Origin of the sequence: Roseateles sp. UC29_93 (genome assembly GCF_042695725.1) — a bacterium.
In the GTDB taxonomy this organism is placed as follows: domain Bacteria; phylum Pseudomonadota; class Gammaproteobacteria; order Burkholderiales; family Burkholderiaceae_C; genus Roseateles; species Roseateles noduli_A.
This window is the reverse complement of record NZ_CP170545.1, coordinates 4,734,473-4,747,165: the sequence shown is the minus strand read 5'-3', so window position 1 is coordinate 4,747,165 and position 12,693 is coordinate 4,734,473. Positions and strand designations below refer to the sequence as shown.

Genomic DNA, 12,693 nt, shown 5'->3' with positions numbered 1-12,693 from the left:
CTTCAAATCGATCTTCCACGTCCAGGAGACGCCCATGGCGCCCTCGGATCCGTCCACACCGCTGACCTCGGGCCAGACGAGCTTCACCAAGCGCCTGCTGGGCCGGCCCTTGCGCGCCTTCAAGAAGACACTGAAGGCGCCAAAGACCCGATTGAAGGGCGCCGCCCACAAGGTGGCCAAGGAGGTCCGAGCCCTGATCCCGCATCGACCGGCGGGCAAGCAGGCTGCGGACCCGCGGACCACACCGTCGCCCGCGTCCGCCCCCGCGTCCGTGTCCGTGTCCGCGCCTCGCGCGACCGTGGCCCCGAAACCCCTTGGTTCGCATGGAACAGGAACACTCGCCGCTCGCGCGCGCCGCGCATGTGCGCAGGCTCCGGGCCGCGGACCCCGATCTGCATCCGCCGGTGGGCTGCAGCGAGGCGCTGGTCAACGCTGGCGAGGACGCGCCGGTGTATCGACTCCTGCCGATCACCGGGGTGGAAAGCGCCAGGGACACGACCGCGCGCGCGATCAGGGCCGCGATGGCGTCGACGCTGCATCAGGCGGCGCAACAATCGACGGGCATCGACTTCTGTCTGCCCCGGGCCACGATCGACGGCTCGAGGAAGTCCCCGCGTGAGTCGCCCGTGGTGATCGTCGACGCGGTCGTCGGCGCGCCGCTGGCCGCTTCCTACGAGGAGGATCCACCGGACAGGCAGGAACTGCAGCGGGCGCTGCTCGGTCAATGGATCCTCGGGCGTCCGACACCGGACTGGAGCGATTTCGAACGCGGTCCGGACGGCGGGATCGTGGCTCGCGAGTTCACCACGCCGGAAGGGTCGTTGCGCGACATCTGCAGGGCGGCGGACAGCGGTGTGTCGAAGCTCTTCCGCACCCCCGACGGACGGCATGTGAGCCCCCTCGCCGGCCAACCGCTGGAGGGGCACCTGCGCGACGCGATCCTTCGCCTCCAGGAGCTCGACGTGCAAAAGGCGCTCGTTCACGGCAAGCGGGAACTGGAGGGCCACCTTCCCGACGACATGCTGCTCTCCCTGAAGCTGGTTCCCCAGCTGCTGGCGCCGCTTCGTGCGCTGAAACGCGCGGTGGAAGCAGCCGATCCGCGGCTGCCGCTCGAGATGCTGATGCGCGATGCCGCCAATTGCCTGGAGGACATTGAAGCGCTGGAGTTCCGGCGCTGAAGCGCTGAGGCGTTGCGGCGTTGAGGGGGCGGGCCGCCGCAGCGCTGGGGCGCCGGGCATCCCGCTTGCTGGTCCGTCCGCTGCCGCCGCCCCGTCCGGGGCGGCTCCTCGACGGAGAAGCCGATGAACAAGAAGATGCCCGCGTCCTCCCTGCCCTCGTCCCTGGCGCCCCGCGTGTCACGCCTCGTGTCGCCCCGCGCCGGTCGGATCACCCACGCCGTCGCTGTCGTCGCCGCGCTGGCCGGCCTGGCGGGTGGCGCGCGCGGGGTGCTGGCGCTCGAAGCGCAACCCGCGACCCCGCCCGGCTACGGCCCCAAACCCGTGCTGCCCGAGCCGCAGAAGTCCCTGGTGCCGACGATCAACGTCGCCAAGGCCGTCGGCTGGCCCGCGGGTGCGAAACCGCAGGCCGCGGCCGGGCTGACGGTCACGCGCTTCGCCGACAAGCTCGACCACCCGCGCTGGGTCTACGTGCTGCCCAACGGCGACGTGCTGATCGCCGAGACCAACGCCCCCGTGCGCCCGGACGACGGCAAGGGCCCGAAGGCCTGGATCACCAAGCAGTTCCAGAAGAAGGCCGGCGCCACGCCCAAGAGCGCCAACCGCATCACCCTGCTGCGCGACACCGACGGCGACGGGGTCGCGGACCAGCGCTTCGCGTTCGCGGAAGGATTGAACTCGCCGTTCGGCATGGCGCTGGTGGGCAACACCTTCTACGTCGCCAACACCGACGCGGTGGTGCGCTTCCCCTACGCGACCGGCCAGACCCGGCTCGCCGGCCAGCCGACGAAGGTCGCGGACCTGCCCGGCGGCACGATCAACCACCACTGGACCAAGAGCCTGATCGCCAACGCCGAGGGCACCAAGCTCTATGCGGGCATCGGCTCCAACAGCAACGTCGCCGAGAACGGCATCGAGAACGAACAGCGCCGCGCCGCCATCCTGGAGATCGACCTGCAGAGCGGGTCGACGCGCGTGTTCGCCTCCGGGCTGCGCAACCCCGTCGGCCTCGCGTGGGAGCCCACGAGCAAGGCGCTGTGGGTCGCCGTGAACGAGCGCGACGAGCTCGGCGACGACCTGGTGCCCGACTACATCACCTCCGTGCAGGACGGCGGCTTCTACGGCTGGCCGTACAGCTGGTACGGCAACCACGTCGACGAACGCGTCAAGCCGCAGCGGCCCGAACTCGTGGAGAAGGCGCTCGTGCCCGACTTCGCGGTGGGCGCGCACACGGCCTCGCTGGGGCTGGCCTCGGCGGACGGCAACAAGCTGACGCAGGACTTCGCGCACGGCATGTTCATCGGCCAGCACGGCTCGTGGAATCGCAAGGTGCCGGCGGGCTACAAGGTGGTGTTCGTGCCCTTCGTCGGCGCCAAGCCCAGCGGCCTGCCGGTCGACGTGGTGACCGGGTTCCTCGATGCCCAGGGGCAGGCCATGGGTCGCCCCGTCGGCGTCGCGCTCGACCGGCAGGGCGCCCTGCTGGTGGCGGACGACGTCGGCAACGTGATCTGGCGCGTCACCGCGGCCGGTGGCTCGGGTCCGCAGTCGGCGTTCCCGCCGGCGGCCGGCGCGGCCAGCGCGCCCGCCTCGCGCTGACGGGCGTCCGGTCCACGGGCGTCCGGTCCACGGGCGTCCGGTTCACGGGAACCCGGTCCGCCGGGGACTCGACACAGCCCTCGCGCCCCGCGACAACCCGATCGGGTCGGCGGCAGGCGCGAGGAGTCCCTGCGTCATGTTCAACACCCTCGGCCGCCTGTTCCGTACTTCTCCCGCCTCGCGCGCGGCGAATGACGACGCCGCGCCCTCGCCCTTCGACCATGCCCAGCGCCGCTTTGTCGAGGGCGTCCTGGATCGCGGACGGACGCCGGCCATGCCACCTGCCGCCGGCCCCCGATGGCCGTGGGTCGCCCGGATCAAGGGCAAGCCGGTTCACTTCAAGGAGGTCGAGCGCCTGCGCGCCGATTGGATGCGCCATGGCGGCAAGGACCGCGCGGACCGGCTGCGTGACCGGACACGGGCCTACCTCGAGACGACGGCCACCCTGCCGCCCACGGCCAAGCTCCAGACCAACCGCGAACTGGCGCAGGCCCTCCTGGATCGGCTGAACGGCCGGCGCGTCTTCCGTCCGCGCGCTCGTCCGGCGCCGTCGCTGCTCGCGCAGCTCGCGCAACTCCTGTGCTGTCTGCCGATCAGGCGGCGCCGTGCAGGGCACCGTCATGCCGACAGATCGCGCCGCCTCTGAACGAGGAAGTGATATGGCAATATAGTTCTATATCTTGTGGATATGGCACTTTATTTCCAATTCGCTTGACCGCAGTCTGGTAATAAAGTACCTTTTCAGAAGGAATTGGAACTTTATTGCCATGCTTACCCTCCCTGACATCGCCGGCATCCTCCGTGACACGGCCCGCCGCAACGGACTGACGCAGGCGCGCCTGGCCGACACGGCGGGCATCTCCGCCCGCACCTTGACGCATGTGCTCAGCGGTCAGGAGGACTTCCGCGTATCCACCTTGGTGGCCGTGGCCCATCAGCTGGGGCTGGAGCTGGTGCTGGTCCCCAAGGGCGCCGCGAGGGCGGTCGCGGCGGGAGATGCGGTCGGCCCGCCGGTGCGTTCCGTGGTCACGGAAGCCCTGGAAGCGCTGCACGCGCAGCGCGACGCCCGCCAGGCCGCCAAGGGCCGCCCATGAACGTCAAGGTCCTGGCCATCCATCTGGGCGCGCTGCGTCTGGGGGTGCTGTTCCAGTACGTCCTGAACGACGACTCAGTCATCAACCGGTTCGTTGCCGACGAAGACCTCATGACGCGGGCCGGCGCCGACGCGCCGACGCTGTCGCTGTCCATGCGGGCGACGACGCCCGAGGCGCAGGCCGCCCTGTGGCGCGACATCCGCTCGGTCAGTTTCAACGGCCGTCGTTCCTCGTCGGCCGGCTGGATGCTGCCGAGCTTCTTCCAGAACCTGCTGCCCGAAGGCGTGTTCCGCCATCACGTCGCGGAACTTCGCGACTGCGCGCCCGACGACCACTTCGAGATGCTCGCCGCCTGCGGCAAGGACCTGCCCGGCAACGTCCGCGCACTCCCGATCGAGCTGACCCGCGAGGAACTCGCGCGCTACGTCACGCAGGGTCAGGATGCGCTGGAGATGTCGGTCACCGCGGACCCGCTCGAGGAAGGCGTATCGCTGTCGGGCGTGCAGCCCAAGCTCGGCGTCATCCGCGACGGCGAGCGTTATGTCGGCAGGACCAAGGACCACGACACCCACATCATCGCGAAGCTGCCGGTGGTGGGCCAGCCGTTGCTGCCCGAGGTCGAGGCGCTGAGCTTGCGGCTGGCGCGCGCCGCCGGCGTGGACACCTGCGAGGCCACCCTGGAGCCACTGGAGCGCCTGGGTCTGCAGCATGGCTACGACCTCGGCGACGCGACGGCGCAGACCCGATTCCTCGCGGTGACCCGCTTCGACCGCTCACCCGCGGGACGGATCCATGTCGAGGACTTCGCGCAAGTCCTCGGCCGCGCGCCCGAGGACAAGTACGGCCGCGGGCCGGACGGCTTGCGGATCAGCTACCTCGATATCGCCGCGGTACTCATGACCGAGCCGTCGATGGGCGAGCCGGCGGTGCACGAACTGCTGCGGCGCATCGTCGTCAACGAGATGATCGGCAACGCCGACATGCACCTGAAGAACCTCGGCGTGCGCTACCTCGACGGCATCACCCCCGACGCTGTCGCCCGCCTACGACCTGGTGGCGTATGCGGCCTTCCAGCGCATCCGTGGGCATGCCCTGCACATCCTGCCGCCGACGCTGCTTCCCCGCCGCGCCGCCACGCCGGAGGTCGCGCAGGCGCCGCTCCCGCGGCAGTCGATGTCGCCCGCGCTGCTCCGGATCTTCTGCGATCGGCTGAGGATTCCCGTCAAGCCCGCCGACACGGCCATCGCGCGCTGCGTGAAGGCGGCATTCGCCGCCTGGCCCTCGATGATCGAGTCGTCGACATTGACCGCCCAGCAAAAGGCGCGGCTGCTGGCGCACTTCATGGCACATCCGCTGGTGATGTCGCTCGCGCGCCGTGCCGAGCGCGCGGCCGCACGCTCGGCAGCGGCGGCAGCGGCGGCGACAGCGCCCCCGTCGGACCCGGCAGTCGCCTGAGCTCGCGCCCGCCGACGCTCACGCGTCCTGCTGGCGCTCGTACTCCGCGCTCTCCTGGCTGAGTTCGTCGCGCCACTGGCGGTCGAGCTCGTCGCGGCGACGGCGCAGCGCGGTGGACAGCGCGCGCCAGTCCACCGACGATGCATGCGTCAGGCGCGGCAGGATGCCCTGCTCCACGTCCTGCGCGTGATGGCTGACGTAGCGGCCCAGCACGCCCACCAGGGGCGCGAATTGCGTGTCCTCCGCGCGCATGCGCCGCAGCTGCGACATCAGGATGCGCACGACCAGGTGCTCGATCTCGGCCTCGTTGATCAGGCGCCGCTCGACGGCGCCGATCTCCGGGCACCTGCGGACCGCGGGGTAGAACAGCTCTTCCTCCAGCGTCGCATGCACCGTCAGCAGCGCGCAGGTGCGGCGCACCAGCGCTTCGCAGGATTCGTGGTCCCCCAGCGCCCACAGCCGGTCGAACTGGTGGAAGGCGTGCTGCGCGCGCTGGTGGTCGTCGACCAGCAGCGCCACGACCTCGTCGCGCGCCATCAGGTCCGCGCGGAAATCGGCCTGCGGCAGGACGTGCGATCTCATGCGGGTTCCCCTTGCTCGAGCTGCTGGCGCGCGGGCGCCGCGTGGTCGTCGTGGTAGCGCTTCGGACCATCCGGATGCACGCCGGGGTCGTCGGGATGCTCATGCGGCGCCTGGTCGGGCCCGGGCGCGGGCGGCTGGGCGGGACGCCCCTCGTCCGGGCGTCGCGGCTGATCGGGCTTGGGCGAGGCCGTCATCGCCGTCCAGAGCAGTTGCCAGGGCGTCTCGAATGCCTTGTCGTTCATGGAGCGAGCCTCCTCGGCAGTAAGGTGCAGTGGGTTGGACCGATGACCGGGTTCACTTGAGTTCCGTCGAGTTCTGGCAAATGCGGTGCCGCCCCGGCTCCAAGGAGCAGCCGGACCGGGCACATGCGGGCATATCGGGGCGCCTCCACGGGTCCTCACCTGGCCGGCCGATCCGCACGGCCTTCTGCAGTGCTTGCCGACAGAACTCCCGGTCCTGCGCCCGCGCGGCGAGGAAGCGCGCCATCGGGGCGCGGAAACCGCGATGGCATCGGGCGCGCCGCTTGCAAGGGCCTGCGCAGACAAAAGGAACGCCATGCACCAGCTGCCCCTGCCCTTCGAGGCTCACACGGTTCCGCCGAACCCGCCGCATCCGAACGAGGCCCCCTTCGTTCCGCCGCCGCCGCACGGCCCCACGCCGGAACCCGGCGACGACCCGCCCGGCGTGATCGATCCGCCCATCCCCGGCGAGAACCCCGTGCCCGTGCGCGAACCGCCCTACATGCCGCCGCCGACGGCCGTGAACTGAGGCGCCGGGGGAAGCGGGGGCGCATGCCGGCCCACCCCTGGCGTGGGCGGCACGGCGATTGCCGTCCATGGGGGGTTGTTTCCCTCTGTCACAGGAGTCGCCTTTGAATGCATTGCTGCTCCCGGCGCTGCGCCGGGCATGCGCCGATGGCGTGTTGGCCAGCCTGTTCTCAGGACTGGCGCTGTTGCGCGGCAGCCGGTCCGATCATGCCCATCTGGTCGGTCGCTCCGAATACCGTGTCGGCCGCCCGCCGCTGAAGACCTCCGCCGCCGACATCGCGTTGCACGCCGCCACCGGCCTGGTGTGGGGCGCGCTCTACGACCGGCTGCGCGCGACGCGCCGCCGGCCCACCCGCGGCAACGCGGTCACCGATGCGCTGCTGCTCACGGCGGTGGCCGTCGGCGTCGACCGCGTCGTCACGCCGAGCGTGCTCACGCCCGGCGCCGACAAGCGCGCCACGGCCTCCGGCACGCGACCGCCGTCGGTGGCCAGCCTGCTGCTGGTCTACGGTGCCTTCGCGGCCGGGCTGGCGCTTGGCGGCATGCATGCGCTCAAGCGCCATCCGGCCGCTGTCGACCAGGAGATCGACGCCGATGACGGCGACGATGCGGACGACGACGACGACGACGGTTACGGGGACCTCTTCCTTGCAGACCCTGCGCCGCGTCGCGCCGGGGGTCGGGCATGAAGTCGCTGCATCTCCAGATCCGCTTCCTCGTCCCGCTGCTGATCACCCTGACCCTCGCGGCGCTGCTGGCGCTGCCGCTGCTGGACCGCATGACGCTGCGCTGGTTCTCGCGCGACCTGAGCCTGCGCGGCGCGATGGTCGCCAAGACCCTGTCCGTCGCGATCAGCGACATCGACCCGAGCGCCCAGCGCGAACGCCTGCGCAACCTGCTCGAGCGCGGCGTGCTGGACGAGCGTCTCGTCGGCATCGCGCTGTGCGCGCCCGACGGCACGCAGGTCATGAGCACCAAGGGCTTCCCGGGCTCGCTCAGCTGCAAGGAAGCCGAGGTCAGCGCCGCCCAGAAGGACCCGCGCCTGGAACTGGCCAGCGGCGCCGTCCACATCGGCGTCTTCCCGGTCAATCCGCAGCAGCCCGACGCCGAGCGGCTGGTGCTGCTGCACGACCTCAGCCTGCCCGACCGCCGCAGCCTGGACACGCGGCGCTACATGATCATCTTCATCACGGTGCTGGGCCTGGCGATCGCCGGCATCACGATGATCGTGGCGCAGCTCAGCTGGCGCGGCTGGGTCTCCGGCATGCGCGCCATCCTGCGCGGCGAGGGCCTGGTGCGGCCGCTGCTCAACACCTCCGGCTTCCGCGGCGGACCGGAGACGCCGCCGCCCGAGCTGCAACCGCTGGAGGTCGAGATCCGCCAGCACATCCGCGAGCTCGAGGACAACCTCTACCGCGAGCACGGCCCGCTGACGCCCTGGGATCCCGAGCGGCTGCGCGGCCTGCTGCGCACGCAGCTGCGCGGCGACCAGGTGATCGTGGTCTCCAACCGCGAGCCCTACATCCACCAGCGCGGTCCCGACGGCATCACCGTGAGCCGTCCCGCCAGCGGCCTGGTCACCGCGGTCGAACCGGTGATGCGCGCCTGCTCCGGCACCTGGATCGCGCACGGCAGCGGCAGCGCCGACCGCGACGTCGTCGATGCGCACGACCGCGTCGCCGTGCCGCCGGACACGCAGGACTACCTGCTGCGCCGCGTCTGGCTGAGCGAGGAAGAAGAGCGCGGCTACTACCAGGGCTTCGCCAACGAAGGCCTCTGGCCGCTGTGTCACGTGGCGCACGTGCGACCGGTCTTCCGCGAGTCGGACTGGGCGCAGTACCGCGCGGTGAACCAGCGCTTCGCCGATGCCGTCGTCGCCGAGGCGCGCGGCGACGATCCGGTGGTGCTGGTGCAGGACTACCACTTCGCGCTGCTGCCGGCCATGGTCCGCGAGAAGCTGCCCAAGGCCACCATCATCACCTTCTGGCACATCCCCTGGCCCAACCCCGAGTCCTTCGGCATCTGCCCGTGGCGACGCGAACTGCTGCAGGGCATCCTGGGCAGCACCATCCTGGGCTTCCACACGCGTTTCCACTGCAAGAACTTCACCGAGACCGTGGACCGCTACCTGGAGGCGCGCATCGAGCACGAGCACTCGACCATCAGCTACCAAGGCGAGCCGACGCTGGTGCAGAGCTACCCGATCTCGATCGCCTGGCCGACCGACGAGGAGCGTGCCGCCTGGGACTCGCCGGCCGAGGCGCGCGCGGCGATCTTCGAGCGGCTGCACCTGGCGCCCGACACGGTGCTGGCCGTCGGCGTGGACCGCTTCGACTACACCAAGGGCATCCTCGAGCGGCTGCACGCCGTCGAGCGCCTGCTGGAGAAGCATCCCGAGTGGCAGGGTCGATTCGTCCTCGTGCAGGTCGCCGCGCCCACGCGCAGCGCGCTGGAGGAGTACCGCGAGTTCCAGGACCGCATCCACCGCGTCACCGAGCGCATCAACCTGCGCTTCGGCGGCCCCGGCTACAAGCCGGTGCTGCTGCTGGCCGAGCACCACGACCATGCGGCGTTGATGACGCTGTACCGCGCGGCGCACATGTGCGTCGTGACCAGCCTGCACGACGGCATGAACCTCGTCTGCAAGGAGTTCATCGCCGCGCGCGACGACGACCAGGGCGTGCTGATCCTGAGCCGCTTCGCTGGCGCGGCGCGCGAGCTGCCCGAGGCGCTGGTGATCAATCCGTACCACGTCGAGGAGACCACCGATGCCCTGCACCGCGCGGCGCTCATGCCGCCGCAGGAGCAACGCGAACGCATGGCCAGCCTGCGCATGACGGTGCGCGAGTTCAACGTCTACCGCTGGGCCGGCCGCATGCTGACCGACGCCGGTCAATGGCGGCTGCGCGAGCGCATCACGCGTCGCGTGCAGCGGCGATCGAGAGAGGCGGGAGAGGAGGCCCTGACGCCATGATGCCGGTGCGATATCTGCTCGACGCGGAGGGCCGCGCCGCGGTCGCCCGCCTCATGACGCGACGTCCCTTGCTGGGCTTCGACTTCGACGGCACGCTCGCGCCCATCGTCATGCATCCGGACGAGGCGCGGCTGCCCGAGCCCACCGCGAAGCTGCTGGAACGACTGGTCGCGCGCGTGCCGGTCGCGGTGGTCAGCGGTCGGCAGGTGCTGGACGTGCGGCACCGGTTGGGTTTCAAGCCCACGCACATCGTCGGCAACCACGGCGCGGAGGACGAGTTCGACGGCCCCGATCCGCACGTGGTGACGACGCTCGGCACCTTCCGGGAACGCATGCTGCGCATGGAGCCGGGGCTCAACGAGGCTGGCGCGACGATCGAAGACAAGGGTGCGTCGATCGCGATCCATTACCGGATGGCGCCGAATCCTGCTGCCGCGCGCGAGGCGATTGCCGAGCTGATCGCGGATCTGCCGCCGGGCATTGCCACCGAGCCTGGCAAGCGTGTTGTCAACGTGCTGGTCGAGGGTGCCCCCGACAAGGGAGACGCGATGGCTCGGCTGACGGCGCGCTACGGCGCTGACGCGGGCTTCTACGTTGGCGACGACACCAACGACGAGCCGGCCTTCCAGCGTGCCGAGGCCGATTGGGTCACCGTGCGCGTGGGCCCGAGACTCGACCACAGCCACGCGAGGTACTACCTCAACGAGCAAGCGGAGATCGACGTCGTGCTCCGCCTGATGCTGGAGCACCTCGGTGATTCGGGAGAGGGGCGACCGGGTCCCCTTTTCGGAACTTAGGGAGGGAATTTGTCGGCCGGGGCGGCCGACAAAGGAGGGAGATGGAGAAAAGGGGACCCGGTCGCCCCGAACCGTGCACGGCCCTGGCAGTCGAGGGCTGGCGAGGATGCCAAACGGCGTCGGCACGTCCACGGCCGCTGGCCCTCACCCCTGCCCTCTCCCGCAAGCGGGAGAGGGAGCAAGAAGCGCTTGACACGGTGGCTCTCCCGCAAGCGGGAGAGGGAGCAATACCGATCAAGGTGCCGGCGACGGCGGCAGCGATGGTTTGAGCACGGGTGCCGACGGTGCGGGGATGTCTTCCACCAACGCCCGCACGCGCGGCAGCGATTGCGGGTGGGTCTTCTGCAGCCAGGCGATCAGACCTTCCCGCAACTCGCAGCGCAGGTCGAAGGCCTTGCCGGAGTCCTTGGCGCTGACGAGCACGCGGATCTGCATCGTGCGTTCCGTCGTCTCGACGACCTGGACGCCGCAGACCCGGCCGTCCCAATGCGCCGAGCCCTTGCACATGATCGTGGCCTTCTCGCGCAGCTCGTTCACCGGCAGCGTGAAGTCGACCCATAGCATGACCGTGCCGAGGATGCTCGAGCTGGTGCGTGTCCAGTTCTGGAACGGGTTCTCGATGAACCACTGCAGCGGGATGACCAGCCGGCGCTCGTCCCAGATCTTCAGCACGACATAGGTCGAGGTGATCTCCTCTACCCTGCCCCACTCGCCCTGGATGATGAGCACGTCGTCGAGCCGGATCGGCTGCGCCATCGCGATCTGAAGACCGGCCAGCAGGTTGCCGAACACCGACTTCGCCGCCAGGCCGAAGACCAGGCCGGCGATGCCCGCGGAGGCCAGCAGGCTGGCGCCGACCTGCTTCGCACGCGGGAAGGTCATCAGGATGAAGGCCAGCGCGGTCAGCATCACCGCGCCCTTGGCGACGCGCGCCAGCACCTTGGTCTGCGTCTGGATGCGGCGCGCGGCGAGGTTGTCCTCGACGTCCGCGGGGTTCATCAGCGCCACGCCGTTGGCGACGCCGGTGATCGCCCCGGCCGCCACTGCCGCGATCGCGACGATGCACAGGACGCCCAGCAGATGCTGCACGCCATTGATGCCGGGCATCGTGTCCGGCACGCCCTGCGCGGCGATCAGCAGGCCGATGACGGGCAGCGCCCATCGGGCCGGGTTGTCGCAACGCCGCACGACCGAGCTCAGCAGCGGCGAGAAGCGCGTGAGGCGCACCGCGATCGGCCGCAGGATCGCGTGCAGCAGCAGCGCGCCGGCGACGATCACCAGGGCGCCGAGCAACAGCTGACCCCAGAGCATGAGGTCGGCGTCGAGGATCGTGAAACGGGTCTTCCAGGCTTGCATGCCGGCGGGCGGGCAAGAGCCGTTCCGGCGCAGCCTGGACCAGCGTGTTGTCGGACGCTCCGGCGCGGGTGGGCCGATTGCCTCGGACAGGCATCGCAATGAACCAGGAGCTCGCCATGGCCAGCACCACCGACAACAAGACCGACCGCCCCACCGAGGGCCAGGCACCGCGCCCGCATGCTGGACAAGGCCCCGGTCTCGCCCGGACAGGTCGAGCCCGACGCGGCCCCGACGCACAACGACGACGCGCAGCTGCCGCATGAGCGCGACCAGAGTACCGGCGGCGACTCGACCGGCGGCATGGGCAGCGGCGCCGCTGGCGACAACCAGCGCACCGTCATCGGCCAGGCTCACGACGACCTGAAGCAGGGTCAGGTGGACACCGATCTGCGTTCGACGCCGGGCCTCGACGCCGAACGACGCGACCAGATGGTCAACGACGCCAGGAAGACGGCGCCGGCGAAGGGTCCTGCCCGCTGACGGACGACGGCGGCCAGGCCACCCCGAGATCGTCCATCCAGGGCATCGACAGCGGCGGCGCCGACGGCACCAGGCGCGACGGGAGCGGGCTGCCGGTCAATGACATCGGGGGCCTCGGTGTCGAAGGACGTTCCGCGTCAACCAGCCAGGATTCCGGCAAGGGGGGACGGCGCGACGATCGCAACCACCGGGATTCGAGTGCCAGGAAGGCCCGGTAGTCGTGACCGAGATTGCCCGCGGTGATGCCCGTGGCGCTCGTCGCTCCGCCTATCTTTCGCGGGAAGGCCTCCAGATCGCTCCGGATCAAGGTGGCCCATTGATCCCACACGAAGGCGCACTGGTTCCATTGCCGCTGCCAGTCGCCACTGGAAGGGTCGCTCGACCGACCGCTCGACCGACCGCTCGACTGGTCCCGAT

The 12,693-nt window shown here is 70.4% G+C and carries 13 protein-coding genes; 10 read left to right on the top strand and 3 right to left on the bottom strand.

Annotated elements, in window-relative coordinates:
* Positions 1–323: 323 nt before the first annotated feature.
* From ACFJIX_RS22135 to ACFJIX_RS22115, 5 genes are all read left to right on the top strand, one after another.
* Positions 324–1,178 carry a hypothetical protein gene (locus ACFJIX_RS22135; RefSeq protein ID WP_377154863.1) on the top strand — a complete coding sequence of 285 codons (855 nt, stop codon included), beginning with the start codon at positions 324–326 and terminating at the stop codon, positions 1,176–1,178.
* Between the two features lie 123 nt (positions 1,179–1,301).
* Positions 1,302–2,771, top strand: a complete 1,470-nt coding sequence (locus ACFJIX_RS22130; RefSeq protein WP_377154862.1) for a PQQ-dependent sugar dehydrogenase — start codon at positions 1,302–1,304, stop codon at positions 2,769–2,771.
* A 136-nt stretch (positions 2,772–2,907) separates the two neighbouring features.
* Complete coding sequence (locus ACFJIX_RS22125) at positions 2,908–3,417, top strand: hypothetical protein (RefSeq protein ID WP_377154861.1); 510 nt, start codon at positions 2,908–2,910, stop codon at positions 3,415–3,417.
* Between the two features lie 121 nt (positions 3,418–3,538).
* Complete coding sequence (locus tag ACFJIX_RS22120) at positions 3,539–3,865, top strand: helix-turn-helix domain-containing protein (RefSeq protein WP_377154860.1); 327 nt, start codon at positions 3,539–3,541, stop codon at positions 3,863–3,865.
* The gene (locus ACFJIX_RS22115) at positions 3,862–5,382 is read left to right on the top strand and encodes a type II toxin-antitoxin system HipA family toxin (protein WP_377154859.1); all 1,521 of its coding nucleotides are present in this window, start codon (positions 3,862–3,864) and stop codon (positions 5,380–5,382) included. Before ACFJIX_RS22120 ends, ACFJIX_RS22115 begins: the two co-directional genes overlap by 4 nt.
* Here ACFJIX_RS22115 and ACFJIX_RS22110 read toward each other — a convergent pair.
* Together ACFJIX_RS22110 and ACFJIX_RS22105 are read right to left on the bottom strand one after the other, a co-directional pair.
* A complete protein-coding gene (locus ACFJIX_RS22110; RefSeq protein ID WP_377154858.1) occupies positions 5,339–5,902 on the bottom strand; it encodes a hemerythrin domain-containing protein in 564 nt (187 codons plus the stop codon). The two genes, ACFJIX_RS22115 and ACFJIX_RS22110, sit on opposite strands and share 44 nt — an antisense overlap.
* Positions 5,899–6,144 (bottom strand): hypothetical protein, encoded by a 246-nt coding sequence (locus tag ACFJIX_RS22105; RefSeq protein ID WP_377154857.1) that lies wholly within the window; start codon positions 6,142–6,144, stop codon positions 5,899–5,901. The genes ACFJIX_RS22110 and ACFJIX_RS22105 overlap by 4 nt, the downstream gene beginning before the upstream one ends.
* A gap of 313 nt (positions 6,145–6,457) precedes the next feature.
* Between ACFJIX_RS22105 and ACFJIX_RS22100 the strand changes: the two genes are divergently transcribed.
* The 4 genes from ACFJIX_RS22100 (at position 6,458) to otsB (ending at position 10,440) form a co-directional block, all read left to right on the top strand.
* Positions 6,458–6,670 carry a hypothetical protein gene (locus ACFJIX_RS22100; RefSeq protein WP_377154856.1) on the top strand — a complete coding sequence of 71 codons (213 nt, stop codon included), beginning with the start codon at positions 6,458–6,460 and terminating at the stop codon, positions 6,668–6,670.
* Positions 6,671–6,773: 103 nt separating this feature from the next.
* The gene (locus ACFJIX_RS22095) at positions 6,774–7,358 is read left to right on the top strand and encodes a hypothetical protein (protein WP_377154855.1); all 585 of its coding nucleotides are present in this window, start codon (positions 6,774–6,776) and stop codon (positions 7,356–7,358) included.
* Positions 7,355–9,643 (top strand): trehalose-6-phosphate synthase, encoded by a 2,289-nt coding sequence (locus ACFJIX_RS22090; protein WP_377154854.1) that lies wholly within the window; start codon positions 7,355–7,357, stop codon positions 9,641–9,643. Before ACFJIX_RS22095 ends, ACFJIX_RS22090 begins: the two co-directional genes overlap by 4 nt.
* Positions 9,640–10,440, top strand: coding sequence for a trehalose-phosphatase (otsB, locus tag ACFJIX_RS22085; protein ID WP_377154853.1), 801 nt, complete (start codon positions 9,640–9,642; stop codon positions 10,438–10,440). The genes ACFJIX_RS22090 and otsB overlap by 4 nt, the downstream gene beginning before the upstream one ends.
* 234 nt (positions 10,441–10,674) lie before the next feature.
* On the opposite strand, the gene ACFJIX_RS22080 is transcribed toward otsB, so the two are convergent.
* Positions 10,675–11,796 (bottom strand): mechanosensitive ion channel family protein, encoded by a 1,122-nt coding sequence (locus ACFJIX_RS22080; RefSeq protein ID WP_377154852.1) that lies wholly within the window; start codon positions 11,794–11,796, stop codon positions 10,675–10,677.
* 177 nt (positions 11,797–11,973) lie between these two features.
* Here ACFJIX_RS22080 and ACFJIX_RS22075 point away from each other — a divergent pair, with 177 nt between their 5' ends.
* Complete coding sequence (locus ACFJIX_RS22075; RefSeq protein WP_377154851.1) at positions 11,974–12,276, top strand: hypothetical protein; 303 nt, start codon at positions 11,974–11,976, stop codon at positions 12,274–12,276.
* Positions 12,277–12,693: the final 417 nt, after the last annotated feature.